The organism is Erythrobacter sp. RANMB8, from assembly GCF_056848235.1.
Genome location: NZ_JBREHG010000011.1, coordinates 12,082 through 37,421 on the forward strand (window position 1 = coordinate 12,082; position 25,340 = coordinate 37,421).

Sequence of the window (25,340 nt, forward strand, 5' to 3'; positions counted from 1 at the left end):
GTTGCAAGGCTAAGGGAGGGCCTTCCTTGCGGGGAAGGAACACCAGACGGGGAAAGCCGGCAGGGGGCGACCTGCCGGCTTTTTCTTTGTCCGATCTTACTTGGCGGCAGGCTCGACCAGTAATTCGACCGCGCCATCGGGGGTGAGCCACTTCAGCGCGGTCTGGTGCAGGTCTTCGGGCGAGATGGCCCGCAGCAGGCCGGGCGCTGCGTGCCAGCGCTCCAGCCGGTCAGGCTCGCTCTGGGCGCGGGCCGCAAGGTTGATCCAGCCGCCCAGATCCTTGAGCGCGTTGTCATATTCCTCCAGCAGCGGGCGCCGCGCACGCTCGACCATGTCGGCAGACAGCGGCGCGGCGCGCAGTTCGGCGAGCAGTTCGGCCACAGCGGCCCGGGTCGCGGCGACTTCGGCCAGATCGACCGAGGCAGTGAGGCTGAAGGTGCCATAACCGCGATAGGTGCGGCTGTTGCCCGCGCCTGCCGACGGCGAATAGGCCTGCCCCAGCTCCTCGCGCAGCTTGTCGGTCAGGGCGATCCGCATGACCCGCGCCAGCAGGCCGAGCCGCAGGGTTTCGGCATGATCGCTGTCGTCGGTGGTGGGCCAGATCCACTGCACCAGTGCCTGATCGGCCTCGCCCTTGTGGGTCAGGGTGCGCGGGCCGCGAGCGGCGGTAAAGTTCCGGTTGCGGGCGTCCTCGCGCAGGTTGAATTCGGGCTCGCGCGCGGGCAGCGCGCCCAGCGTGGCGGCGACCGCGGCAATCGCCTCGGCCTCGTCGAAATCGCCAGCCAGCGCCAGTTCGATCGCACCCTTCGCCAGCCGGTCGCCGATTGCGGTTTTCAGTCCGGCATAGTCGAGCGCGAGAAAGGCTTCCTTCGGTTGCAGGCTGAAGCGCGGGTCATTGTCCGACAGGATGCCGCCCAGCGCCGTGCTGAGCGCGCGGCCCGGTGTCGCATCGAGCGTGGCGAAGTAATCCTCGATCCCCTTGCGGAACCGCTCCTCGCCCTCGCGCCGGTATCCCGGATCGGTCAGCAGCGCGGTCATGGCCTGCAATTGCAGCAGCAGATCGCGCGGGGTGGTGGTGCCTGACGAGGCAAAGGTTTCCGCCCCGCTCCCCAGCGCAATTCCCACGCTGCGCCCGGCCAGCACGCTGGCGAGTTCATCCTGACTGTGCTTGCCCAGCCCGCCCAGCGCGAGCGAATCCGTCAGCGCGACCCGCAGCGGTGCCTCGGCGGTGTTCATCAGATTGCCCCCGTCAATCGCGAGGCTGAAGGCAATGCGGTCTTCGCGCACCGGGGTCTTCTTGAGAGTCAGCCGCACCCCGTTGGCAAAGCGGATCATCCGCAGGCCGAGCCGGGGTTCGATGCTGTCGGACACCACGCTGCCGGGCGTGCCGAAGTCGGTATAGCCGAAAGCCAGCGGGCCGTTATCGGCAGGGGCTGCGATGGGCAGGGCCATGCCTTCCAGAAAGGCAGTGCGCAGCGCGGTCTCGGCGCCTTCGGGTGCGGTGCGCCCGGTAAAGCGGATCAGGGGATCTTCCAGCGGCGCGGCATCGCTGCGGACTGCCTGCCAGATCGCTTCGGGCGTCATGTCGGCGAGCTGCCGCTCGAACTCGGCCAGTTGCCATTCGGGTGTCACCGGCACCCGTTCATCGCTGACCAGTGCCAGCGCCGCGCCCACGAAGGCCGAATGGCTTGCCGTATCCTTGGCTTTCACCGCGTTTTCCAGTGCGGTGCGGCGGTTGGCGAGCTGTTCATCGACCTCGGCCCGGGTGAAGCCGAAGGCGAGCGCCTGATTGACTTCGCGCGTGGCGGCAAGCACGCCTTTCTTCCATTCGCCATCGGCGGTGTTGACCGTGAGACTGGTGATCTGCGCGTCTTCGAACAGATCGCCCGAACCGAAGCTGGCACCGCGAAATGGTGCGCCTTCGCCGCGGGCCAGGCGGGCCAGGCGGCGGTTGATGATCGCGTAGCCGAGGCTGCGCTGGGCGGCGGCCTTGCGATTGGCGATCGTGTCAGGCTCGTCCCGCCAGGGGGCAAGGCGGCTGATGGTGACGCTTTCGGACAGGGCAGGGTCGATGTGGATATCGGTCAACCCCTTGGCGGCAAGGTCGATCGGGCCGGTGACCGGTTTTGCCGGAGCGGGGGCGGCCTGCCAGCTGGCAAAGCGTTCGCGGATTGCGGCTTCCACCACCTCGACCGAATAGTCCCCGATCACCACCAGCACTGTGTTCGATGGCGTATAGGTGCGGCTGTAAAGCGCCCTGATCTGCTCGGCGCTCGCGCTTCCGAGCACTTCGGGGGTGCCGATTGGCAAGCGCTTGCCATAACGCGCCTGCGGGGCGAGAAATGCGACGTTGTCCTCGAAATTGCGCTGCTGGAAGCCGGCCCGGTCGCGCCGTTCGGCAAGGATCACGCCGCGTTCGCGCTCGACCGCGTCCTGCGCGATGGTGAGCTCGCTCGCGGTTTCGCGCATCAGCATCAGCGCGGTGCCCAGCAGCGCTTCATCGTTGCGCGGCAGGTTGAGCATGTAGGTGATCGCATCGAAGCCTGTCGAAGCATTGGTATCGGCACCGAAAGCCAGCCCTTCGCGTTCGAGCAGCTTGATCATTTCGCCTTCGGGGATGCCCTTGGACCCGTTGAAGGCCATGTGTTCAAGGAAGTGCGAAAGCCCGCGTTCGCTGTCGGTCTCCTCCAGCGACCCCGAATCGATCCGCATCCGCACTAGGGCGGTGCCTTCGGGCGTGGCGTTGCGGCGGATGATGTAGCGCATCCCGTTGTCGAGTTGCCCGAAAGTGTAGCCGGGATCGACGGGCACATCGCTTTGCTCGAACGCCCAGACCGGCGCTGGCGCTTCGGTGGCCGCGACCGCAACAGGTGCATCCTGCACGGCCAGCGCGGTGGTAAAGGCAAGCGGCGAAAGCGCCAGCATCAGGCTGGCGGTCAGCAGGGAGGTGCGCATCAGATTGAAAGGTCTTTCGGCAAAAGGGGCATTGCCGGAAAGACTAGAGCCTGGAACGCGGCTGTCAGCCTGTTTTTCGTGGCTTACTTTTTCAGCGGGGGCGTGCTGCGCAGGCGCGAGCGGGCGTGGGAGAGGTCGAATACCTCGCCCGGGCCATTATCCTCGCCGTTCAGCAGGCCGAGACGGCGCGCGACTTCGCGGTAAGCCTCTTCCTCGCCACCCAGATCGCGGCGGAAGCGGTCCTTGTCGAGCTTTTCGCCGGTGGCCATGTCCCACAAGCGGCAGCCATCGGGGCTGATTTCGTCGGCCAGGATCACGCGGCTGTAATCGCCATCGTACAGCCGCCCGAATTCCAGCTTGAAGTCCACCAGGCGGATGTCGATTGCCGCGAACATCCCGCACATGAAATCATTGATGCGGATCGCCATCGAGGAAATGTCGTGCATCTCCTCGTTCGAGGCCCAGTTGAAGCAGGCGATGTGTTCTTCGGCCACCAGCGGATCGCCGAGCGCATCGTCCTTGTAGTAGTATTCGATTAGCGTGTGCGGCAGCGGCTCGCCTTCCTCGATGCCGAGGCGCTTGCTGATTGACCCTGCGGCGACATTGCGCACCACCACTTCGAGCGGGATGATATCGACCTGCCGGATCAGCTGCTCGCGCATGTTGAGGCGGCGGATGAAGTGCGTCGGGATGCCGATATGGGCGAGGCGGGTGAACACATGCTCGCTGATGCGATTGTTGATCACGCCCTTGCCGTTGATCGTGCCCTTCTTTTCCGCGTTGAAGGCGGTCGCATCATCCTTGAAATACTGGATCAGCGTGCCGGGTTCGGGACCCTCGTAAAGGATCTTGGCCTTGCCTTCGTAGAGTTTGGTGCGGCGGGACATTGGCAGTTTCCCTCTGGGCGTTTGGCCCTTTTCAGCGAATGGTGCCCGAGGGCGGATTTGAACCACCGACACGCGGATTTTCAATCCGCTGCTCTACCCCTGAGCTACTCGGGCATTCGCTGCGAGCGACGGGATTGAGCCATTCGGCTGCCCCGGCGAGCAAATGAGAGCGGCCCTATGGCGAAGGCTTGCAGGGTTGGCAAGGGGGTTTCGTGTCACGATCGCAGGATTATTGCGCAATCCTCAATCCTGATTGCGCCAGTCCTCTTGCGCCAGTTCTTCCGGATCGGCGGGCGGGCCGGGGACGGCGTAGGAATCGGAAAACCACCGCGCCAGATCGCGGTCCCGGCAACGCTCGGAACAGAACGGTGCATGATCGGGCTGGCGCGGCTTGCGGCAGATCGGACAGGGTTTGGAAGCAGGCTGGGTCATGCTGCCATCAACTGGGCATGGGCGGCCTCGATGGCAAGCCCGGGATCGGTGTCCACCCGCACTTCGCGGCCCGTGCGGCGCGCGAGTTCAGCGAGCCAGGGCTCCTTCAGCCTGGCTTTGAGCGCCGGATGGACTGTCAGCAGCAGCACCCGTCCTGTGCCATCGGCCAGCTCCCCGCGCCGCAGCGCCATGCGCGCCGCCATGCCGAGGCGGTGGTGCGCGAATCGGTGCAGCAGCGACGGGCCTTCAAGGCGCGCCACCAGCTGCACGAATCCGAAGCCGTTCATCGCGGTGCGTTCGTGCCGCCAATCGGCCAGTGCCGCACCCAGCGCTTCGTCCACTGCGCGGCGATCGGCCTTTTCGGACAGGGTCGGGAAATCGATGCCGATATTGCCGCCCAGATCGAACCACGCCAGCGCCTGCGCAATCGCGGGAACCGCAGCCAGCGCCACCTCGCGCGGGCTGCCCGCACCGTCGATATCGATCACGGTCATGGCCGGAGTGACGCTGACGAGAATTTCTCCGCCTGCAAAATCGATGCTGGCGGAAGAGGCTGCGTGCCACACCTCCTCCCACAAGCCCGCAGGAAAGCGGCGGACGATCCTGCCACCGTCAATCGGCGAGGGCGGCGCGCTTCCCTCTGCCACCCGCGCCTGCGCCCGTTTCAGCCGCCCGCGTTCGGCCAGCGGTGCACGGGTAATGACGATTTCGAGCATTTGCCCCTCGGTCACGCCCGCAGGCAGATGATCGACCAGAGCCTCGGTGCCATTGTCGAGCAAGGCAACCCCGCGCCGCTTGCCTGCCAGCTTGGTGGCGAGTCTGGCCGCACAGCGCGTACCGGCACGCAATTCGCCCGGCCATTCGATCCTCGCCGCACGGACCTGATCGCCTTCGACCAGCAGGGCGCGGGTTTCCCCGATGCCCTGTTCGATCAGCCATTCAGGCAAGGCTGAACCCCGCCGCCTTCAGTAGCGCCCGCGTTTCATAGAGCGGAAGGCCCATGACGCCCGAATGGCTGCCTCTGATCCACGCGACCAGGCCCTCGGCAGCGCCCTGAATCGCATAACCGCCCGCCTTGCCCTGCCACTCGCCCCCCGCAAGGTAATCGGCAATTTCCTGCGCGGACAGGCGCTTGAAGCACACCACGGTCTCTGACAGCCGCTCGCGCAGCGTGCCGTCGGCTGCGCGCAGCACGACGCTGGAGAGCACCTGATGCCGCCGTCCGCTCATCAGTTCGAGACAGGCGCGGGCCTCGCTTTCGGTTTCGGTCTTGGGCAGGATGCGCCGGCCGACCGCCACCACCGTATCGCCCGCCAGCACGAAGCCGGGCGCATCAACCGCCAGCGCCTTTTCGCGACCCATGCGCAGGGCATAGGCGCGGGGCAGTTCGCCCTTCAGCGGGCGTTCGTCGATATCGGCCGGCGTAACTGCATCAGGCACAAGACCAAGCCGCCCCAGCAGCTCGCGCCGCCGGGGGGATGCCGAAGCAAGGGTTAGGTGATGCGCGCCCATCAGGGCAGCGGATTATTGCGGGCCGGGGCCGCCGCGACCCGGCATGAAGCGGTAGGTGATGCGCGCCTTGGTCAGATCATAGGGCGTGAGTTCGCACAGCACCTCGTCGCCAACCAGCACGCGGATGCGGTTCTTGCGCATCTTGCCCGCGGTGTGGCCCAGCACTTCATGGCCGTTTTCAAGCTCCACCCGGAACATCGCATTGGGCAGCAACTCAACCACGCGCCCGCGCATTTCGAGGAGTTCTTCCTTGGCCATGAAATTCCTTTGTTTCTTTTGCGGCGCACAATACGCCCGTCGATACGGGGCTGCGCTTTAGCGATACGGGAACCAAAAGGGAAGGCTCGTGCTTTAGGGGGCGCACAGACTTTGTTCAGGCTGGGTGATGCAGCGCCGAAACGGCGCCGGCTGCAATCCGGATGACCGGTCGGGGACCGGCAACAAGCCGCCCCGCTTTTGATTTGATGTAAAGGGACACCATGAACCTCTCGCCGCTCTCCCGCGCTGTGCTGCGCGCCGGCACCTGCGCTGCAAGCCTTGCGGTGGCCATGCCGCTGATGGCCAACAGCATCACTACCCAGCCGCAGCCCGCTGCCGTCCCGCAGCCCGATGACGCGGACGAACCCGAAACCGCCAGCGGCACCGCGGTTTCGGCTGGCGAGATCATCGTCAGCGGCAAGCGGCTGAAGGGCCAGCTGGTGGTGGATCAGGCCCCGCTGCTCCAGCTTGATGAAGGCGCGATCGCGGCCGAAGGCGTCACTTCGATCACCGATCTGATCGCGCAGATCAGCGCCCAGACCGGTTCGGCCCGCGGACGCGGCGGCGGTCAGCCGGTTATCCTGCTGAACGGCATCCGCATCGGTTCTTTCCGCGAATTCGCCAATTATCCGCCCGAGGCGCTGGCGCGGGTCGAGGTGTTTCCCGAAGAAGTGGCCCAGCGTTTCGGCTTTCCGCCTGATCGGCGCGTGATCAACCTGATCCTCAAGGACAATTACTCCAACCGCCAGGCCGAGCTCGAATTCGAAACCCCGTCGCGCGGGGGATTCGTGCGCACCGAACAGGATTTCGGCCTTCTGAAGATCGCCGATGGCGGGCGCTTCAATCTCAATCTCGAACTGAGCGACAGCACCCTGCTGACCGAGGACGAGCGCAACATCATCCAGACGCCGGGTTCGGTCTCGAGTGTGCCGGGCGATCCGGAACAGGCCGCCTTCCGCAGTCTGCGGGCCGATACCTTCGGGTTCGATGGCAACCTTTCGTGGGCCAAGGCGATCATCGACAGCGGCACCTCGCTCAGCGCCAACCTCAACTATGCGCGTAATGAAAGCCGCAGCCTTGACGGTCTCAACACCGTGGTGCTGCGCGATGATCCGGCCGCGGCCGGACTGGTTCGCACCTTCGGGGCGGAAACCCCGCTGGCGCGCCGTTCGTCGACCGATACGATTTCGACCGCAGGCTCGATCACGCGCCCGGTCAATGCCTTCCGCCTGACCAGCACTTTCGATGGTGCGCTGAGCGAGACCGAGACCGAGATCGATCGCCGGTTCAACACTGCTGCCCTGCAAGCGGCTGCACTGGCGGGCACTCTGGCTGTCGATGGCCCGCTGCCGACCGATGCCGCTGCCGGGTTCGATGTGGCCCGCAGCCGCACGCTTACCGGCCAGTCGCTCACCACGCTCGAAGGTCCGCTGGGAGAGCTTCCCGCGGGCGAGCTGCTGGCGACTTTTGACGTCGGGATCGACTGGCGCCGGATCGAAAGCGCCGACACCCGTTCGTTGCAAGAGGCCACGCTGACCCGCCGCACGCTGTCGACCGGTGCGAACCTGGTGGTGCCGATCACCAGTCGCCGCGCCGGTGTGGCCGATGCGCTGGGCACGTTCACGCTCAACCTTCAGGCGGGGGTCGAGGACCTCAGTGACTTCGGCGTGCTGGGAGACTGGAACGCGGGCCTCAACTGGTCGCCGTTCGACGGGCTTGATCTTTCGGCGACCTATATCTGGCGCGAGGTGGCACCGGGGCTGGGAGCGCTCGGCAACCCCACCATCGTAAACTTCAACGTGCCGGTGTTCGATTTCAGCCGTGGCGAGACGGTGCTGGCCGATGTCACCACCGGCGGAAACCCGGCGCTTCCGGCGGAAACCCAGCGCGACTGGAAGTTCGCCGCCAACTGGCAGCTGCCGTTCTGGGAAAACTCGCGCGTCACGGTCGAATACATCCGCAACCGTTCGGATGATGTAGTGAGCGCCTTCCCGCAGATCACTCCCGAGATCGAGGCTGCGTTTCCGGGCCGTGTGACGCGCAACGCCGATGGGCGGCTGATCGCGCTTGACCGGCGCTCGGTCAGCTTTGCAGAGACGCGGTCGAACCGGATCCAGTTCATCTTCTCGACCAATGGCAGCATCGGCGCACCGGCAGGTGGTCCCGGCGGCTTCGGCGGCCCGGGCGGCGGCGGACGCGGCGGGGCTGGCGGGCCCCCGGCTGGTGCAGGCGCAACGGCTGCGGCGCAGCCTGCACCGCCTACGACGGGCCCTGCTCCTGCGGCTCAGGCTCCGGCCGGCGCGGGCGGGATGCGCTTTGGCGGCGGCGGTGCCCCCAGTGCCGAACAGCGCGAGCAGTTCATGGCGTTCCGCACCCGGCTGTGCGCCGATGACGGGCTGGCCTTCCTCCAGAAGCTGATCGCCGCCATTGATAGCGGCGCGGATATCTCGGCCGAGTTCCCCGGCATTGATGCTGCGCGTCTCGCACCGATGCTGGCGCGGGTGCGCGCGGCGGATGGCAGTGTCGATCCGGCCCAGCTGGAACAGTTCCGCACCCGTATCTGCAGCTTTGATCCGGCCATGATGGGCGGCGGGCAGGGCGGCGGTGCGCCCGGCCAGCGCGGACCCGGACAGGGGGCGCTCGCCACCAACCCGCAGATTGCCGCCTTCCGCGAGCGCGCTTGCGGCCCTGATGGCACGGCAGCGATTGCCGAACTGGTCGGCAAGATCGATCGGGGAGAGGACGTCTCTGCCGAGCTTCCCGGCGTCGATCCCGCATTCATCAAGATGGCGCTCGACCGGTCGCGCGCTCCCGATGGCACGATCCCGCCGGCTGCACTGGAACAGTTCAAGCAGCGCTTCTGCGCAGCTGCCCCGCAGCAGGCGGGGGCGGGTGCGCCTGCGGGCGGCGGTGCTCCGGCAGGGGGCGGCGCTCCGGCGTTCAACCCGCTCGCGGGCGGGCGCAACATGCAGGGCTTCCGTTACTTCTTCAACCTGACCCACGCGATCGAGCTGGACAATGAAATCCTGATCGCCCCTGGCCTTGCCCCGCTTGACCAGCTTGACGGTCAGGCGACCGGCGCCTTCGGCCTGCCGCGCCATTCCAGCCGGCTGGAAGCGGGCCTGTTCGGCAAGGGCGTGGGTTTCCGCCTGTCGGGGATCTACACCGGCAAGACCCGTCTTGATGGTTCGGGCCTGCCCGGCAGCACCGATCTGTTCTTTGACGATATCGTGACCTTCAACCTGCGCATCTTCACCAATCTGGGTGAAATCACCGGCAAGAACGAAGGCTTCCTGAAGGACACGCGGGTCAGCTTGCGCGCCGACAACCTGTTCGATGCCCAGCGCCGGGTGCGTGACAATGCGGGCAACACGCCGATCAACTACCAGCCCTTCGTGATCGACCCAGTTGGGCTGTATCTGGGGATCGACCTCAGAAAGCTGTTCTAGGGCCGAGCGGCAGCCAGCGCCTCTGCGCAGGCAAAGCCGCTCGCCCAGGCCCACTGGAAGTTATAGCCGCCGAGCCAGCCGGTCACGTCCACCGCCTCGCCGATGGCATAGAGGCCGGGCACCTTGCCCGCCTCCATCGTGCGGCTGGAAAGTTCGACAGTGGCAATGCCGCCTGCGGTGACTTCGGCCTTGGCATAGCCTTCGGTGCCGTTGGGGCTGAAACGCCAGTCGGCGAGCCGTGCCTGTGCGGCGCGCAGGTCCTTGTCGGACAGGTTGCCGAGTTCCCGCTCAAGCCCCAACCGGTCGGCCAGAGCATCGGCCAGCCGTGCGGGCAGGGCTTCGCGCAGGATCGTGCGAAGGTGCGTGCGCGGGCGGTCGCGCTTGGCCGCCAGCAACCAGTCGCTCGCTGCATCCGGCAGGAAGGTCACACCCACCGGCTCTCCGTGCCGCCAATAGGACGAGACTTGCAGGATCGCCGGGCCGGACAGCCCCTTGTGGGTGAACAGGGCGGCCTCGGCAAATTGCGCTTTCCCGGCCCGCGCAAGCACCGGCGCGGCGACGCCTGACAACTCGCGGAACAGCGCATCCTCGCCCCCCAGCGTCAGCGGGACGAGCGCGGGGCGTGGCTCGACCACTTTCAGCCCGAACTGCCGCGCCAGCCGGAATGCGAAATCGCTTGCGCCCATCTTGGGGATCGAAGGCCCGCCGGTGGCGATCACCAGCGCGGGGGCTTGCCACTGGCGGCCATCGGCGGCGGTGACGGTGAAATGGCCATCTTCGCCCCGCGCAACATCGGCGATCTCGACCCCGCAGCTCAGCGTCACGCGATCGGCGGGGCATTCGTCCAGCAACATCGCCACGATCTGTTTGGCCGAACCATCGCAGAACAGCTGCCCCAGCGTCTTTTCGTGCCACGCGATGCCGTGCCTTTCGACCAGCGCGATGAAATCGGCGGGAGTGTAACGGGCCAGCGCGCTCTTGGCGAAATGGGGGTTGGCGGAGAGGTAGTTCGCCGGCCCCGCGCCAAGGTTGGTGAAATTGCAGCGCCCGCCGCCGGAGATCAGGATTTTCTTGCCCGGGCCTTCCGCCTTTTCCAGCAAGGCCACCCTGAGGCCGCGCTGGCCTGCCTGCCCGGCGCAGAACAATCCGGCCGCGCCCGCGCCGAGAATAATGACATCATGCTGATCCATTGAGGCGCGGATAGGCGCACATGCGGGAATTGCCAATCGCGCCCTTCCGTCCCTATCTGGCGGGCATGGCCAAAACCCCTGCCGGCACCCCCCACGACCCCCGCGGTGCGGAGCGTTTCAACGAGGAGCGCGCCGCCTATACGGTCGCGAGCGCGCAGCCCGATCTCGAAGGCGGGGTGCAGGCGATCCGCGAGACAGTGAAGGTGCTGAAGCCCGTCCCCGGCGTCTACCGGATGCTCGATGCCCGCGGCGAGGTGCTCTATGTCGGCAAGGCACGCAGCCTCAAGGCGCGGGTGGCGAACTACACCCAGATCGCGCAGCTTTCGGGCCGGCTCCAGCGCATGGTCAGCCAGACCCGCAGCATGGAGATCATCACCACCAATTCCGAGGCGGAGGCGTTGCTTCTGGAAGCGCAGCTTATCAAGCGCTTCCGCCCCCCGTTCAATGTGCTGCTGCGCGACGACAAGAGCTTCCCCTTCATCCTGCTGCGCGCCGATCACGCCTTCCCGCGCATCCAGAAGCACCGCGGCGCGCGGCGGGCCAAGGGCAATTACTACGGGCCGTTCGCCAGTGCGGGCAGCGTCAACACCACGCTGAACGCGCTGCAAAAGCTGTTCCTGCTGCGATCCTGCACCGACAGCTTCTTCAACAACCGCGACCGGCCGTGCCTGCTCTACCAGATCAAGCGGTGTTCGGCCCCCTGCGTGGGGCGGATCGACGAGCCGGGCTATGACGCGCTGGTGCGGCAGGCGAAGGACTTCCTGTCGGGCAAGTCGGGCGCGGTGCAGGCGGACTTGGAGCGGCAGATGGCCGAGGCGGCGGAAAATCTCGATTTCGAGACGGCGGCGATGTTGCGGGACCGGCTGCGGGCAGCGACCTTCATTCAAGGCTCGCAGGCGATCAATGCGCAGGGGCTGGGCGATGCCGATGTCTTCGCGCTGGCATCCAGCAAGGGGCAGATGAGCGTCCAGTCCTTCTTTATCCGCGGCGGGCAGAACTGGGGCCACCGCGCGCTCTTCCCGCGCCACACGGCGGATGTGGACGAGGCGCAGGTGCTCGCCGATGTGATGCTGCAATTCTACGAGGAAGTGCCCCCGCCGCCGACGATCCTGGTTGATCGTGAACTGCCCGAGACCGAGCTGATCGAGGCCGCGTTGTCCGAACTCGCCGGCCGAAAGGTGCGGCTCTCGGTCCCCGAACGCGGCGACCGGCGCAAGCTGATGGCGCAGGCGCAGCGTAACGCCGTGGAGGCGCTCGAACGGCGGCTGGCCGAGACCGGCACCAAGGCGCGGCTCAACCGCGAACTGGCCGAGTTTCTCGAACTCGAAAGCCCGCCGCAGCGGATCGAGGTTTATGACAACAGCCACATCCAGGGCACCAAGGCCGTGGGCGCGATGGTGGTCGCCGGGCCGGAGGGCTTCGAGAAGGGCCAGTATCGCAAATTCAACATCCGCGAGGCCCAGACCAATGATGACTTCGCGATGATGCGCGAGGTGATGGCCCGGCGGTTCCGCAACTTCGCGGAAGGGGAGGAGAACCCTGAGATGAAGGAGGGCGGACATGAAACCACGCTCCCCGACCTGATCCTGATCGACGGCGGCAAAGGCCAGCTTTCCAGCGTCATGGCGGTGCTGGAGGAGATCGGCATTGCCGACGAGGTGGCGGTGATCGGCATTGCCAAGGGACCACATCACGGGCGCGAGGGGAGGGAGGTGTTCCACTTTCCCGACGGGCGCGAGAAGATGCTCCCGGCGGGTTCGCCGCTCTTGTTCCACTTGCAGAACCTGCGCGACGAAGTGCACCGCTATGTCATCGGCGCACACCGGGCCAAGCGGTCGAAGGCGATCACGGCAAGCCCGCTCGATGAAATCCCCGGCATCGGTCCGGCCCGCAAGCGCGCGCTGCTGCTGCATTTCGGAACGGCCAGCAAGGTGCGCGCCGCCGCATTGGAAGACCTGCAACGCGCCCCCGGCGTCAGCGCGACCGTGGCGCGCAAGGTCTATGACTTCTACCACGCGGGCGGCTAGACTGGCGCCATGATCCTGCCCGATGCTTCCATCACCGTTGAACGCCTTGGCCGCGAGGGCGAGCCGCTGGTGATCATCGACAATTTCACCGGCCAGCCCGAACGCCTGCGGGCGATGGGGATGGCGGCGCAATATCACCCTGCGGGCGTCGACTATCCGGGCATCCGCGCGCTCGCCGATCCGTCCTACCTCGATCTGCGGCGCGAATTGATGATGCAGGTGATGGCGCGGGTTTTCGGCCTGACTCGCGGGGTGCATTGCGAGATCGCCGCTTTTTCGATCGTCACCCTGCCGCCGGAACAGCTGTCTGATCGCCAGCGCATCCCGCATCACGACCATTCGGATGCAGGGCGGGTGGCGATCATGCATTATCTCGGCGGACCGGAGACCGGCGGCACGGCTTTCTACCGCCATCGTCGCACGGGTTTCGAGGCGATTACGCCTGCCCGCGAAGCCGCCTTTGCCGCCGCGCTGGCCGAGGACGAACGCGAATACGGCCCGCCGCCGCCGGGCTACCCGATGGGCGACAGTGCGGCCTATGAACAGATCGGCGCGGTCGAGGCGCGGCCTGACCGGCTGGCGCTGTATCGCGGGCGGCAGCTGCATTCGGGCATTATCCCCGATCCCGCCGCGCTTTCGAGCGATCCGGGCGCAGGGCGTTTGACCATCAACATGTTCCTGTTCGGAAGCTGATGCTCCTGCGGAGGCAGGTTTACGATTTCTAACCCGCCAGCGGTTACAAGGGCGGGGTGAGCCAGTTTGCCTTTTCCCTTGTCGCCATTTTCGGGGTGCCAGCAGCGGTTCTGGCGCTGATTGTTCTTGCGTACCGCCTGACCCCGAAAGCAGTGTGGTACAGCCGCCCGGTGCAGGCGCTGTCGGTGCTTGCTTTCCTGTCGTGCATTGGCCTGCCGGTCGCGATCATTCAGATCGACAGTCAGGGTGACTATTTCGAGGACGAGACCACTCTGGTCAGCGAGGCCTTCGCCTTGCCTGCGGGCGTTGCGGTTGACCGGCAGGGCGACAAGACGCTGCGGCTCGGCGATTGCTGGCGCAACGCGGTCAATTGGCGATCCGAAGTGGCTTTCCCCGATGCTGCCGCGTTTGACCGGTGGTATGCGGGCGCGGCCTACAAGCAAGCGATGGTCCGCCAGATCGCCGGCTATTTCGGCCAAACGCCCGAACAGGTAAGCGTGGCGCCGGGCGCGCTCGATCTGGCGGAGCGCGATCCGCAGTATCAACTCTCCGACGAGCGCGGGTCTTACCAGCGCAACACCCGTATTCTGGAATTCTATCAGCCGTTCGTCTGCACCGCGATCGAGCGTGCGGCGGATGGCAGCATTGCCTTGCGTCGCTGCGATCCGATCGCCGAAGGCGGAGATGCAGGCAATGCCGGTCAGGTGATCGTGAACCCCGATCCCGGAAAACGCATGCTTGAGGGCCGCATCTACTATGCACAAGGCCCCGCCACCTGCACCAACCCGCTGCGCCGGGCGGTAAACGGAATGCTGGGCCTGCCGCATCCCGAAGGCGGCGAACCCAATACCCGGATGGGCAGCGTTCTGCCGGTCTGGTAAAACGGCTGCGGCGACGGATAATCGCCGCCGCAGCCATAGCGCTTACTGCCCGTCGAGCGCCTTGCTCACCAGCACGTTCACCGAAACGCGGCGGTTCTGGGCGCGGCCTGCGGGCGTGGTGTTGTCGGCCGCCGGATCCGCGGTTGCCATGCCGGTGGGCGTCAGCATGCGATAGGGCTTCCACTTGCACACCTGTTGCAGGTGGTTGACCACGGCGGCGGCGCGCTTTTCCGACAAGGCCTGATTGACCTCTTGCGAGCCGGTTGAATCGGTGTAGCCGAGCACCAGCATCAGCGAATTGTCGTTGGCATTGGCCTGCTGTGCTGCGGCGCAAAGCTCGGCCCGCGCACCGGGCGAAAGCACCGCCTTGCCGCTGTCGAAATAGACGTTGGTGGTGCTTTTCAGGTTGTACTTGTCGATATCGCCAAGCCGTCCGCGCAGGGCTTCGGTGGCGGCAGCGTTCTGCTTGATCGCGGCGCCTTGCTCGGCGAACTGCTGCGAGGTGCCGCCGCGGATCATCGCCGCGATCTGGCGATCATCGCTGGTGAAGCGCACTTCGCTGGCGACGAGGCCGTCACCATATTGCGCGGTCTTGATGATGACCGGCAGGCCGGTGATCAGCGCGCTCTGGTCGAAGGTCTTGTTGCCGATGCCGAGAAACCCGCCCCGTGTGCGGATTTCGGTTTCGGGATGCAGGGTGACGACAGTGGTGGAGCCATCATCGGCGGTCACCTGCATCCGCTGGCCCTGCCGTGCGGAAATGATGCCGGTGACCTTCGGCCCGGCGTTCATTTCCACCATCGGCGGCAGATTGCCGTAGACCGTAGTCAGCACTTCGCCGCGTTCGGCAGTGTTCATCGTCTGGGCGGGCAGCGCAGTGGCAGCCGCAGCGCCCAGCAGGGCGGCCAGCGCCGCATGGCGCGAGGTTCGGAAAATGTTGGTCACAGTGGTTTGCTCCTGTGGTGCGGGCCGGCGATCCCGGATAGTTGGCCCTTGTTGGCGTTATGCGCGAGGCGGTGGTTGTTGGGCAACACCTTGCTCGCAGATGAACGCATGGGCCCCGGATGCCACAGGAGCGGGCAACCGGGGCAGGGGATGCGATGAGTCGAGCCGCCGCGCACCACGCGGCGACCGGTTTTACTGGCCGGTCTGGCTCGCAATCCAGCGGTCGATCTTCTGTTCGAGGATCTCCAGCGGCAGGCCGCCGGTATTGAGAACCTGATCGTGGAACGCCTTGATGTCGAACCGCTTGCCCAGCCTGGTCTGCGCCCGCTGGCGCAGTTCCTGGATCTTGAGTGCACCGATCTTGTAAGCCAGCGCCTGCCCCGGAATGGCGATATAGCGATCGACCTCGGCCACCACTTCGGTGCGGGTCATGCCCGAATTGTTCATCATGAAGTCGATCGCCTGATCGCGGGTCCAGCCCTTGGCGTGGATGCCGGTATCGACCACCAGCCGCATGGCGCGCAGCTGTTCGTCCTGCAACGTGCCGTAGCGGTTCCACGGGTCCTTGTAGAAGCCCATCTCGTTGCCCAGCGTCTCGGCATAAAGCGCCCAGCCTTCGACAAAGGCGGTCGTCCCGCCATAGCGCATGAAGGCCGGCAGGGCTTCGTTCTCCTGCGCAAGGCTGATCTGGAAGTGGTGCCCCGGCGCGCCTTCGTGGAGGTAGAGCGTGACATTGCCCGGCGTCAGGCGGCTCGGCAGGTCATAGGCATTGAAGTAGAACACGCCCGGACGCGAACCATCGGGCGAGCCCGACTGGTAGGAGCCGCCCGCCTCGAACTGTTCGGTCGAAGGGTCGTAGGGGCGGATTTCCAGCGGGGACTTGGGCAGCACCGAAAAATAGTCGCCGATCTTGGCGTCGACCTCGCGCCCGATCCGGTAATAATCCTGCGTCAGCCCCTCGCGCGTCTTGGGCTGGAACTTGGGATCGGTGCGGACATAATCGAAGAACTGGTTGAGCGTGCCCTTGAAGCGCACTTCCTTCTTCAGCTTTTCCAGCTCTGACTTGATCCGGGCCACTTCCGACAGGCCAAGCTGGTGGATCGTTTCGGCATCGAGCGGCAGCGTGGTCGATTCCTCGACCAGCATGGCATAAAGCTGCGCGCCGCCCTTCATCTGCGACAGGCCGATGCTGGTGCGCGAGGCGGGCAGATATTCGTCGCGCAGGAAATCGCGCAGCGCGGCGTTGGCGGCGTAGAGTTCCTTGGTCTTGGCCTCGTAAGCGGCAGTCAGGCGCGCCTGATCTTCGGGCGCAATGCCTTCGGGGAAGGACTTTACCGGCGCCATGAACTGCGAATCCGCGAGCGGTGTGGCCAGCTGGGTATCGAGCTGGGTCACCATGATCTCGGTGGTGAGGCGGGTTTCGACCACGCCGCTCGCCATGCCTTCGCGGAACTTGCCGATCGCCCGCTCGACGAAATCGAGATAGTCGTCATGGCGCTTCAGGTTGTCTTCGTAGTGGGCAAGCGTCTTGAACGGCGCGACCCCGGTGCCGCTGGCGAATTGCGGGTAAAAGGTGTGCAGCCCGAAGAAGTGGTTGATCGGTCGCACTTCGGTCAGCGCGCGGATCTCGTCGCTGGCACCCTTCAGCGATTGCTCCTCGGTGTATTTGAACACGTCGTAGGCGAGGCTGTCGGTGGGCGAGAGCTTCGACCGGTCGATTTGAGCCAGCAGGGCGAGGTTCAGCTGCGTATCGGTGCGCGCCGCGAGGAACGCGGAGTCGGTGAGAAAATCGCCGAGCCGGTCAGCCCCCTCGTCCTCGCCGCGAAACAGGCGATTGAGGGGATTGAGCGCCAGTTCGCGTGCGTCGGCATCGTCGAACAGCGCGAACAGTTTGTCATGTTCGGTCTGCGCGGGGCTGGCTGCTGCGGCAGGTTCTGCGGCGGTCTGGGCCAGTGCGGGGGGCGCGGCAAGCAGCAGCGCGGTCGAGGCGGCGAGGGCGAGGCGAAGAGACATGACATGTGGCTCCCGGAAAAGGGGATCAGGATGGTCCGCCCGCTACGCCCGCACCGGCCGCATCGCAACAGCGCAGGCGACGAGCGTTGCTGGCCCGTCGACCGGTGTCGTGACGCTGCGCTGTCAGGCCGCGGCAAATCGCGCTGCGTGGAAGGCGGCATCCTTGCGCAGCTGATCGTGTTCGACCCAGACCGAATGCGTCCCCGAACAGATCTTGTGCGGCAGGGCGAGGCGGCAGATCGGGCCTTTGGTAATGTCCGATGCATCAACGATCGCGCATTCGGATGTGCCGGTGTTTTCGTCGATCAGGAAAGTGATCAGATAGCCGTCATCCTCCGCGAGCCCTTGTTCGCCTACCGCTTCGCTGCTTGAGGCGGGCTTGCGCGGAATCATCGGACTTTCGCTTGCGTAGACCCCTTCAGGCAGGCGGTAGACCTGCTCTTGCCCCGTCTCGGTATCATGTCGGACGTATCCATTGAACAGAAACCAGCCGGGCCGCGTGGTTGTCGACCAGACGTAGCGGCTCTTGTGCATCGCGTAGCGCGGGTTGATCATCCCGAATTCGACGATCTTGTCGGACAATCGCTCCTCGCGGGTCTCGCCGGTTTTCAGGTTGAACCGCCAGCGGTGCAGGCGGCTTTGGAAAGAGTGTTCGTCAACATAGGCCATCATGTGGCTGTAACGGCCCATTTCTTCCAGCGGATCGGGCATGGGCTTGGCCTGATGATAGCCTTCGAGGATCACCTCGTCGCCTTCCTCCCAAGCGTTTGTCCAGTGCAGCACGTAGGTCGGCTCTGCCTCGAACCAGCGGATGTCCTGCGGCTGGCCATGACGCGGGATCAGGGCAAAGCGCGTCGGCACGCCGGGGTGCAGCCGTGCGGCATGAATGTTGCTGCCCAGCAGTTCCCTGTCCCAGAACAGCGGCATATCGTTGAGGATCGACCAGTTCGGCGTGATCGCCATGTCGTGCGGCAGGCGCGGGCCGGGCAGGAGAACGGGCACATAATGCACGAGGCTGCCGGTGCGGTCGACCACGCCGTAATGCATGAAGGGGGCGTGCTTCGAATAGTTGAAGAACATCATCTCGCCGGTCCCCTCGTCCACCTTGGGGTGCGCCGAGATGCCATCGAGTGGCACCCACGGCGCCTTGCCGCGGCTGCCAAGCGTGACAGGATCAAGCATCCACGCCTCGCCGCACTGGTACAGCGTCGCATAGGCGGTGCCCGCATGGACGATGATATCGGTGCTGCCGGTGTCCTTCAGTCCTCCGTGTGCGCCGAACCCGGGGCGCTTGGATGTGCCCCACGGATCCATCAATCCGCCCCAAAGCGATTGGCCCGCGATCTGCTCGGCCTCGAAGCAGTGGGTGCGCACGAAGCGGTTGCGGTAGCTCGCCTTGCCGCCCGAGATATTGACCTGATGGATCATCGCATCGCCGTCGAAAGGATGGTGGCGGCCCAGCGGCTGGTGCACCTGGTTTTCGGTGTTGCGCAGGTAGATGCCGTCGATGTCGGCAGGGATTTCGCCCGCGATCACCGGCAGTTCGGGAACATCGACCTCTTCGTGCAAGGGCGTCCATGGCCCTGTCAGATAGGGGTGGTTCGACGGCTCCAGCGTTGTTTTCACTGGCGGATGGCGCGTGATCTGCATTCGGTTCCCTCCCGGATTGCAAGACTAGCGATGGCAGGCGCGCTGGCAAGCTGGTAAGATCGGGCAGGGTGCGACGCAAATTTGATCCCGATCAAGGCAAGCCGCACCCGACGGGTCGATATGTCGTGTCATCAACGGGAGACCTGCCATGAAATCGATTCTGCTGCACATCGACCACGACAGTGCGATGAAGGCGCGACTGCAGGTGGCGCTGGATATTGCGCGGGCGACCAACGGCCACATTACCTGTCTGCAGGCGATCAGCTACGAAGTCTTTGCGCCGGGCGATTTCTACGGCTCGGCGATTGCGGCCGCGATGCCGGTCATCAAAGAAAACGCCGAAAAGCTGCGCGCCGATACCGAAGCGGTGCTCGAACATGAAGGTGTGCCGTGGGACTGGCGGTTCACCTATGGCATTACCCCGCACCGGCTGCTCGAACATTCACCGCTCGCCGATGTGGTGATCGTTGGACCGGTGCAGGCGGGCGAGGGCGGGCATGGCCCTTCGGCGCTGGTCGGTGATCTCGTGCTGAAGGCGCGCTCGCCGGTGCTGGTCGTGCCGGAAGACTGCAAAAGCCTTGATGTCAGCGCGCCGATGGTGGTGGCGTGGAACGGGTCCGCCGAAGCCGCGCACGCGCTGCGCGCGGCGGTGCCGCTGCTGGCCTGTTCGTGCAAGGTGACGCTGGTGAGCGTAGCCGAGCCCGCCGACAAGCAACGCTTCGACTTCCCTTCGACCGATGGCGCGAAGTATCTCAGCCGCCACGGGATCGAATGCGAGATGGTCGAAATTCCGCAAGGGCAGGCGAAAATCGCCGACACGCTGTTCTCCGCCGCCCAGCTGCGCGAGGCATCGCTGATGGTGATGGGAGCATACGGCCATTCGCGGCTCGCCGAAATGCTGATGGGCGGGGTGACACGGCGGACGCTGAGTGAACCGCAGATGCCGATCCTTCTTGCCCATTAACTCCGTCATTGCGAGCCGAAGGGGCGGCAATCCATTGGCTGAGGTTGCGCCCAGCGCAGCCATCAGTTCATGGATTGCTTCGCTTCGCTTGCAAGGACGAAGGGCTTACTTCACCCTCTTCCGCATCATGCCTTCCTGCGCGACGCTCGCCACAAGCTCGCCGGCGCGGTTGAAGATACGCCCCCGGTTGAAGCCGCGCCCGCCGCCGCTCCAGGGGGCATCGGTGGCGTAGAGCAGCCATTCGTCGGCGCGCGCATCCCGGTGGAACCACAGGGCATGATCGAGGCTCGCGCCGACCAGTTCACCCCGCATCCACGAAAGGCCATGCGGCAGCGCGCTGGTGCCGAGCAGCGTGTAGTCGCTGGCATAGGTAATGATGGCGCGGTGCAGTTCGGGCGTGTCATCCGCGCCGGTTATGGGGGCGCAGACCCGGAACCAGCTGTGCGCGCGCGGTTCGCGCGGCTCGCTGCTCATCCAGTGGAGCGCATCGCAGGTGCGCATTTCGATCGGGCGCGGACGCAGCATCATGCGGCGCTGCTGGTCGCTCAAACGGTCACCCCACGCTGCGGCGATGTCGCGGCGCTGTTCCATGTCGCTGCGCAGATCATCCGGGGCGGGCACATCGGGCATGGGAGAATCGACGTGCTCCAGACCCTGTTCGGGCTGTTGGAAACTGGCCGTGAGATTGAGGATCGGCGAGGATGTGCCGTCCTCGTTTTCCTGGCTGGCCACCACCCGGCGGTTGGCAAAGCTGCGCCCGTCGAAATCGCGTTCGATCCGGTATTCGATCGGCGCGCCTTCCCGCCCGCCGCGCAGGAAATAGGCGTGGAGCGAATGGGCGCACTTGCCATCGGTGACGCTCGCCTGCGCCGCCTGCAAGGCCTGCGCGAGAACCTGTCCGCCGAACACCCGCCCGATCCCATCTTTCTGCGGCGGACCGGCATAGATGTCGGAGGCACGCTTTTCGACAGTCAGCAGGCGGACAAGGCCTGCGACGAGTTCTTCGGGTGTGGGCGCATCAGTCATGGCACAGGGCCATGCTTCGCGCTCAGGTGCGCGTCAATCCCAGCTTGCGCATGATGCGGAAGGCATAGGCCTTGGCATAGTTCTGCTGCGGAAAGCGGCCGGGTGCGGCGGGCCGGAAGCCCTTCTCGCGCAGGATCGCATTCATGATCCGCGCATCGCTTTCGCGGTAGCTCCATTCGCTGCGCCAGGTGATCGACAGCGACACCGACGGCGCGGGGCCGTTCTTCACGAAATGCGGCGCCATGACGGGCACAAACAGCGCCTCGCCGGGCGAAAGCGGAAATTCGGTGCCGTGGGCGAGCATGGCATCATCCCACTTCAATTCGCGCGGACCGCCCGAATGGTAAGTCTCGTGCGCTTCATCGGGCACAAAGCGGGTATCGCCCGCCGGGAACTGGGTCATCACCTTGCTGCCGCGGATCTGGAGCAGGATATTGTGCTCCGGATCGAAGTGATAGGGCGTGACCGAATTCGGCGAGGACACGAAGATGAAGCCCTGCGGGGTCAGCATCGCGCCGGTCGCGGCCTCGATTTCGGGACGGATTTCGTCGAGCAGGCCCATCAGCAGATCGCGGTAGGCCGGGACCTGTTCGATGTTCTTGAGCACCGCCCAGCTTTCCGCTTCGGCCACCTTGCGGATGGTTTCGGCAATGGTCATGCCGTTGGAACCCGGCTTGCCATCCACGCCGATCGGCAGATCGCCGCGGTTGTATTCGACCGAGGTGATCGGGAGCTTTTCGGCCAGCCCTGCGAGCGCCTCGATCTCCAGCAGCGGGTGGCTGGTCAGGCTGTGGCGCAGAATGTGGGGCTGTTCGGGGTAATGCGCGGCAAAGCGGCGGCGGGCCGCTTCGTCGAACACGGTTGCGGGCATGGCATCGGCAAAGCGGGCGGGTGCGTTCATGGCTGGCTCGTCGGTTGGGATTTGCGGGGACGGGTTTCGTAAGCCTTCAGCAGGCGGAACAGGCTGCGCCGCGCCGGTCCGCCGATGGCGATGTTCCGGCTGACCACGCGGCGTTGTCCACGCCACAGGCGTTCAATCATCGGGTGGCCTTCGACTGCGCAGCTATCGGCCCACTTGATCTCGGGGCGTTCCAGCAGCGCGAGGTTTTCCAGCTGCAACAGCATGCCGGGCGAAAACCGACCGTAATCCTCGTCAAAGGCGGTCTTGAAGCTGTAGGCGCCGGGCGGAGTGATGAAATTCGCCAGCATGGCGATCGCCCGCCCGTCCAGCCGGAGCGCGAGCCGTTCGAGCCGGCCTGCCGCTGCGGCCCCTGCCAGCGCTTCGGTGAACAGCGTGGCGGTATCGGGCGCGCTGGCGAGAGCAGAGCCTTCGGCCCCCTTCCACCCTGCGGCTTCGAGCGCGAGGAACTCCTGCGTCCATCCGGCCAGACCCTCGCCGTCCTCGACCCGTTCGAACGCCAGCGCACCTTCTTCGGCCAGCCGGTTGTGCTGGCGGCGCAGTTCCTTGCGCTTCTTGGCGCTCATGGAGGCTTCGAGATAGGCTGCGGCGGAGGTGTCTGCGCACAGGAAAGCGCGGTTTTCCTCGGCCACCACGTAATGCACCCGGCCAGACGCGGCCAGCACCCGCTCCAGCGCCGCATTGGCCGGGCCTTCGGCGGGCAGTTTGGGCAGGTGCAGGAACAGCGCGCGGCGCGGCATCCGGTCGAAATGCGCAAGCAACGCCCGCCAGAAGGCGTCCTCGTGTCCGGCAGCAATCAGCGGCACGCCGCAGAAGGCATTGGCGTGAAGCCAGCCGGTCGCATGGGTAACGAAGTGGCTGTAGTATTCCGCACTGCGCACGATCGGCACCAGCCCGGCGAGCCTGCCGCCGGTAAACCACGCCTTGATGACCACGCGGTGCTCCGCGCCCCATTGCCGCAGCGAGGGGAGCAGAAACCATGGCTCGTAGAAGGGATTGGGCTCGCAGGCTGCGGCGGCCAGTTGCTCCCATGCGGTGATGAAGGTCGGGCTTTCGACTTCGGCGAGGGTCAGCAGGCGCATCTGGCCATTGGCAGCGCGCTGCGTATCTGCCGCGCTGGTGCGAAAGCTTTTCGCACTGGCCATGTCCATCGTCGTTAACCCCGTCTTGCTACGCCAATCCGTGCGTTCCGGAAGGCTGATGCCACAGCCGGATTAAGAAAGCCTCAGCGCAACAAGGCGCTGTCCGATGCAGGGACAGGCGCACGGGCAAAAATAAACCCCGCCGGAATTGCTACCGGCGGGGTGGAGTCTTCGCGGCCCTACCGCTTCGCTACTTGAGGGCCATGATCGGCTTTACGCCGCACCTGCCGCCAGTGCTGCAAGCAGCAGCAGCGCGACGATATTGGTGATCTTGATCATCGGGTTGACCGCCGGGCCAGCCGTGTCCTTGTAGGGATCGCCGACCGTGTCGCCCGTCACCGCGGCCTTGTGGGCTTCCGAGCCTTTGCCGCCGTGGTTGCCATCTTCGATGTACTTCTTGGCGTTGTCCCACGCGCCGCCGCCCGAGGTCATCGAGAGCGCGACGAACAACCCGCCCACGATCACGCCCAGCAGCAAGGCGCCCAGCGCGGCGAAGCCGTTGGCCTGCCCTGCCACCGCGGTGATCACGAAGTAGACCACGATCGGCGCCAGCACCGGCAGCAGCGAGGGGACGATCATCTCCTTGATCGCTGCCTTGGTGACGAGATCGACCGTGCGGGCATAGTCCGGCTTGGTTTCGTAGGTCATGATGCCCGGGTTCTTGGCGAACTGGTCACGCACGTCGGTGACGACTTCGCCCGCCGCACGGCCCACCGCCGTCATGCCCATCGCGCCGAACAGGTACGGCAGCAGAGCGCCGAGCAGCAGCCCGACGATCACGTAGGGGTTTTCAAGGCTGAAATCGACCGTCACACCCTCGAACAGCTCGCGCAGGTCAGCGGTGTAGGTGGCGAACAGCACGAGTGCCGCAAGACCCGCCGAACCGATGGCATAGCCCTTGGTCACGGCCTTGGTGGTGTTGCCCACGGCATCGAGCGCATCGGTCTTTTCGCGGACGCTATCATCCAGCCCCGCCATTTCGGCGATGCCGCCGGCATTGTCGGTGACCGGGCCATAGGCGTCGAGCGCCACGACCATCCCTGCCAGTGCCAGCATCGAAGTGGCCGCATAGGCGATCCCCATCAGTCCTGCGAGCTGGTAGGCGATGATGATGCCCGCGCAGATCACCAGCGTCGGCAGCGCGGTCGCTTCCATGCTGATGGCCAGACCCTGGATCACGTTGGTGCCGTGGCCGGTTTCCGAAGCCTTGGCGATCGAGCGCACCGGGCGGTAGTTGGTGCCGGTGTAATACTCGGTGATCCAGATGATCAGCCCGGTGATGACCAGGCCCAGGAAGCCGCAGTAGAATAGGGTGCGGCCGTTAAAATCCTGGCCGGCAATGGCGGTTTCCATGTCGCCCAGCGCAAAGCCGGTCGCCCACCAGATTGCCGGAACCGACAGCACGGCGGTGACAAGGAAGCCCTTGTACATTGCGCCCATGATGTTGTTCGACCCGCCCAGTCGCACGAAGTACGTGCCGATGATCGAGGTGACGATGCACACGCCGCCGATGAGCAGCGGAAGCGCCATCAGGGCGGCGAGGTTCTCGGCACCCTTCAGCAGCAGCGCGGTCAGCACCATGGTGGCGCCGACGGTGACCACATAGGTCTCGAACAGGTCGGCCGCCATGCCGGCGCAGTCGCCCACGTTGTCGCCGACGTTATCGGCGATCACGGCGGGGTTGCGCGGGTCATCTTCGGGAATGCCGGCCTCGACCTTGCCGACGAGGTCCGCGCCGACGTCAGCCGCCTTGGTGAAGATCCCGCCGCCCAGACGGGCGAAGATCGACACCAGCGAGGCGCCCAGTGCCAGCGCCGACAGGCCGATCACCACCGGACGGCTATCCGCGGCAAGGCCGGCGGGGCCGGTCAGATACCAGAAGAACACCGCAATCGCGAGCAGCGCGAGACCTGCCACCAGCATGCCGGTGATCGCGCCCGCGCGGAAGGCGAGTGTCAGGCCCTGTTGCAGGCCCGCCTGGGCTGCCGCTGCGGTGCGCACGTTCGAGCGCACCGACACGTTCATGCCGATAAAGCCCGCAACGCCCGAAAGCACGGCGCCGATCACGAAGCCGACCGCCGGAATCGCACCCAGCGTTGCCGCGACGATCACCGCCACGATCACGCCGACCATGGCAATCGCAGTGTACTGACGCTTGAGATAAGCTTGCGCGCCTTCCTGAATGGCGGCGGCGATTTCCTGCATCTTGGCATTGCCGGCATCCGCGCCGAGCACCTGCCTGCTGGTGATGAAGCCATAGACGATGGCAAGCACCCCCAGCCCAATCGATATGAGCAATAAATCCACGAGTAATCCCCTCTCGTTTTTATGTTGCAACCCTTGCGGGGAGCATGCGCCTCTTTTGATCCCTCGGGCGCAGGGGGCATAGTCATACGG

General features: G+C 65.5%; 19 protein-coding genes and 1 tRNA gene. 5 read left to right on the plus strand and 15 right to left on the minus strand.

Annotated features, from left to right (window positions below; all coding sequences use genetic code 11):
- Positions 1 to 96: 96 nt before the first annotated feature.
- The 7 genes from ACU0AG_RS12190 to infA all read right to left on the minus strand — a co-directional run bounded on the left by ACU0AG_RS12190 (position 97) and on the right by infA (position 6,044).
- Positions 97 to 2,955, minus strand: coding sequence for a M16 family metallopeptidase (locus ACU0AG_RS12190; protein ID WP_482782554.1), 2,859 nt, complete (start codon positions 2,953 to 2,955; stop codon positions 97 to 99).
- An 83-nt stretch (positions 2,956 to 3,038) separates the two neighbouring features.
- Complete coding sequence (purC, locus tag ACU0AG_RS12195; protein ID WP_482782555.1) at positions 3,039 to 3,842, minus strand: phosphoribosylaminoimidazolesuccinocarboxamide synthase; 804 nt, start codon at positions 3,840 to 3,842, stop codon at positions 3,039 to 3,041.
- A 39-nt stretch (positions 3,843 to 3,881) separates the two neighbouring features.
- A tRNA-Phe gene (locus ACU0AG_RS12200) sits at positions 3,882 to 3,956 on the minus strand.
- A 129-nt stretch (positions 3,957 to 4,085) separates the two neighbouring features.
- The gene (locus tag ACU0AG_RS12205; protein ID WP_482782556.1) at positions 4,086 to 4,274 is read right to left on the minus strand and encodes a DNA gyrase inhibitor YacG; all 189 of its coding nucleotides are present in this window, start codon (positions 4,272 to 4,274) and stop codon (positions 4,086 to 4,088) included.
- Complete coding sequence (locus ACU0AG_RS12210) at positions 4,271 to 5,221, minus strand: ribonuclease E/G (protein WP_482782557.1); 951 nt, start codon at positions 5,219 to 5,221, stop codon at positions 4,271 to 4,273. Before ACU0AG_RS12210 ends, ACU0AG_RS12205 begins: the two co-directional genes overlap by 4 nt.
- A complete protein-coding gene (locus ACU0AG_RS12215) occupies positions 5,214 to 5,786 on the minus strand; it encodes a Maf family protein (RefSeq protein ID WP_482782558.1) in 573 nt (190 codons plus the stop codon). Before ACU0AG_RS12215 ends, ACU0AG_RS12210 begins: the two co-directional genes overlap by 8 nt.
- Before the next feature lie 12 nt (positions 5,787 to 5,798).
- Complete coding sequence (infA, locus tag ACU0AG_RS12220) at positions 5,799 to 6,044, minus strand: translation initiation factor IF-1 (protein WP_007163491.1); 246 nt, start codon at positions 6,042 to 6,044, stop codon at positions 5,799 to 5,801.
- A 221-nt stretch (positions 6,045 to 6,265) separates the two neighbouring features.
- Between infA and ACU0AG_RS12225 the strand changes: the two genes are divergently transcribed.
- Positions 6,266 to 9,493 carry a TonB-dependent receptor gene (locus ACU0AG_RS12225; protein WP_482782559.1) on the plus strand — a complete coding sequence of 1,076 codons (3,228 nt, stop codon included), beginning with the start codon at positions 6,266 to 6,268 and terminating at the stop codon, positions 9,491 to 9,493.
- On the opposite strand, the gene ACU0AG_RS12230 is transcribed toward ACU0AG_RS12225, so the two are convergent.
- Positions 9,490 to 10,683 (minus strand): BaiN/RdsA family NAD(P)/FAD-dependent oxidoreductase, encoded by a 1,194-nt coding sequence (locus ACU0AG_RS12230; protein WP_482782560.1) that lies wholly within the window; start codon positions 10,681 to 10,683, stop codon positions 9,490 to 9,492. The genes ACU0AG_RS12225 and ACU0AG_RS12230 overlap by 4 nt on opposite strands.
- A 65-nt stretch (positions 10,684 to 10,748) precedes the next feature.
- Here ACU0AG_RS12230 and uvrC point away from each other — a divergent pair, with 65 nt between their 5' ends.
- Genes uvrC through ACU0AG_RS12245 form a run of 3 tightly spaced genes read left to right on the plus strand, consistent with a single transcriptional unit; the run spans position 10,749 to position 14,284 of the window.
- Positions 10,749 to 12,710 (plus strand): excinuclease ABC subunit UvrC, encoded by a 1,962-nt coding sequence (uvrC, locus tag ACU0AG_RS12235; RefSeq protein ID WP_482782561.1) that lies wholly within the window; start codon positions 10,749 to 10,751, stop codon positions 12,708 to 12,710.
- A gap of 9 nt (positions 12,711 to 12,719) precedes the next feature.
- Positions 12,720 to 13,403 carry a DUF6445 family protein gene (locus tag ACU0AG_RS12240; protein WP_482782562.1) on the plus strand — a complete coding sequence of 228 codons (684 nt, stop codon included), beginning with the start codon at positions 12,720 to 12,722 and terminating at the stop codon, positions 13,401 to 13,403.
- Positions 13,404 to 13,459: 56 nt separating this feature from the next.
- The gene (locus ACU0AG_RS12245; protein WP_482782563.1) at positions 13,460 to 14,284 is read left to right on the plus strand and encodes a hypothetical protein; all 825 of its coding nucleotides are present in this window, start codon (positions 13,460 to 13,462) and stop codon (positions 14,282 to 14,284) included.
- Positions 14,285 to 14,326: 42 nt separating this feature from the next.
- Here ACU0AG_RS12245 and ACU0AG_RS12250 read toward each other — a convergent pair whose 3' ends face one another.
- From ACU0AG_RS12250 to ACU0AG_RS12260, 3 genes are all read right to left on the minus strand, one after another.
- Complete coding sequence (locus ACU0AG_RS12250; protein ID WP_482782564.1) at positions 14,327 to 15,229, minus strand: OmpA family protein; 903 nt, start codon at positions 15,227 to 15,229, stop codon at positions 14,327 to 14,329.
- A 192-nt stretch (positions 15,230 to 15,421) separates the two neighbouring features.
- Entirely contained in the window at positions 15,422 to 17,242 is a 1,821-nt protein-coding gene (locus ACU0AG_RS12255; RefSeq protein WP_482782565.1) for a DUF885 domain-containing protein, read from the minus strand.
- A 123-nt stretch (positions 17,243 to 17,365) separates the two neighbouring features.
- On the minus strand, positions 17,366 to 18,892 hold the full coding sequence (locus ACU0AG_RS12260) for a carotenoid oxygenase family protein (protein WP_482782566.1): 1,527 nt from the start codon (positions 18,890 to 18,892) through the stop codon (positions 17,366 to 17,368).
- A 148-nt stretch (positions 18,893 to 19,040) separates the two neighbouring features.
- Here ACU0AG_RS12260 and ACU0AG_RS12265 point away from each other — a divergent pair, with 148 nt between their 5' ends.
- On the plus strand, positions 19,041 to 19,856 hold the full coding sequence (locus tag ACU0AG_RS12265) for a universal stress protein (RefSeq protein ID WP_482782567.1): 816 nt from the start codon (positions 19,041 to 19,043) through the stop codon (positions 19,854 to 19,856).
- Positions 19,857 to 19,961: 105 nt separating this feature from the next.
- Here the strand turns inward: ACU0AG_RS12265 and ACU0AG_RS12270 are convergent, their stop codons facing one another.
- From ACU0AG_RS12270 to ACU0AG_RS12285, 4 genes are all read right to left on the minus strand, one after another.
- Positions 19,962 to 20,882: an acyl-CoA thioesterase gene (locus ACU0AG_RS12270; RefSeq protein ID WP_482782568.1), complete on the minus strand. Its 921-nt coding sequence runs from the start codon at positions 20,880 to 20,882 to the stop codon at positions 19,962 to 19,964.
- Between the two features lie 22 nt (positions 20,883 to 20,904).
- Positions 20,905 to 21,783 (minus strand): cupin-like domain-containing protein, encoded by an 879-nt coding sequence (locus ACU0AG_RS12275; RefSeq protein WP_482782569.1) that lies wholly within the window; start codon positions 21,781 to 21,783, stop codon positions 20,905 to 20,907.
- Positions 21,780 to 22,952, minus strand: coding sequence for a GNAT family N-acetyltransferase (locus ACU0AG_RS12280; protein ID WP_482782570.1), 1,173 nt, complete (start codon positions 22,950 to 22,952; stop codon positions 21,780 to 21,782). The genes ACU0AG_RS12275 and ACU0AG_RS12280 overlap by 4 nt, the downstream gene beginning before the upstream one ends.
- Before the next feature lie 204 nt (positions 22,953 to 23,156).
- Positions 23,157 to 25,241 (minus strand): sodium-translocating pyrophosphatase, encoded by a 2,085-nt coding sequence (locus ACU0AG_RS12285; protein ID WP_482782571.1) that lies wholly within the window; start codon positions 25,239 to 25,241, stop codon positions 23,157 to 23,159.
- Positions 25,242 to 25,340 lie beyond the last annotated feature (99 nt).

Coding starts and splice junctions, on each gene's coding strand:
- ACU0AG_RS12190 (WP_482782554.1), bottom strand. CDS start 2,955: ATGCGCACCTCCCTGCTGACCGCCAGCCTGATGCTGGCGCTTTCGCCG.
- purC (WP_482782555.1), bottom strand. CDS start 3,842: ATGTCCCGCCGCACCAAACTCTACGAAGGCAAGGCCAAGATCCTTTAC.
- ACU0AG_RS12205 (WP_482782556.1), bottom strand. CDS start 4,274: ATGACCCAGCCTGCTTCCAAACCCTGTCCGATCTGCCGCAAGCCGCGC.
- ACU0AG_RS12215 (WP_482782558.1), bottom strand. CDS start 5,786: ATGGGCGCGCATCACCTAACCCTTGCTTCGGCATCCCCCCGGCGGCGC.
- infA (WP_007163491.1), bottom strand. CDS start 6,044: ATGGCCAAGGAAGAACTCCTCGAAATGCGCGGGCGCGTGGTTGAGTTG.
- ACU0AG_RS12225 (WP_482782559.1), top strand. CDS start 6,266: ATGAACCTCTCGCCGCTCTCCCGCGCTGTGCTGCGCGCCGGCACCTGC.
- ACU0AG_RS12230 (WP_482782560.1), bottom strand. CDS start 10,683: ATGGATCAGCATGATGTCATTATTCTCGGCGCGGGCGCGGCCGGATTG.
- uvrC (WP_482782561.1), top strand. CDS start 10,749: ATGGCCAAAACCCCTGCCGGCACCCCCCACGACCCCCGCGGTGCGGAG.
- ACU0AG_RS12240 (WP_482782562.1), top strand. CDS start 12,720: ATGATCCTGCCCGATGCTTCCATCACCGTTGAACGCCTTGGCCGCGAG.
- ACU0AG_RS12255 (WP_482782565.1), bottom strand. CDS start 17,242: ATGTCTCTTCGCCTCGCCCTCGCCGCCTCGACCGCGCTGCTGCTTGCC.
- ACU0AG_RS12260 (WP_482782566.1), bottom strand. CDS start 18,892: ATGCAGATCACGCGCCATCCGCCAGTGAAAACAACGCTGGAGCCGTCG.
- ACU0AG_RS12265 (WP_482782567.1), top strand. CDS start 19,041: ATGAAATCGATTCTGCTGCACATCGACCACGACAGTGCGATGAAGGCG.
- ACU0AG_RS12270 (WP_482782568.1), bottom strand. CDS start 20,882: ATGACTGATGCGCCCACACCCGAAGAACTCGTCGCAGGCCTTGTCCGC.
- ACU0AG_RS12275 (WP_482782569.1), bottom strand. CDS start 21,783: ATGAACGCACCCGCCCGCTTTGCCGATGCCATGCCCGCAACCGTGTTC.
- ACU0AG_RS12280 (WP_482782570.1), bottom strand. CDS start 22,952: ATGGACATGGCCAGTGCGAAAAGCTTTCGCACCAGCGCGGCAGATACG.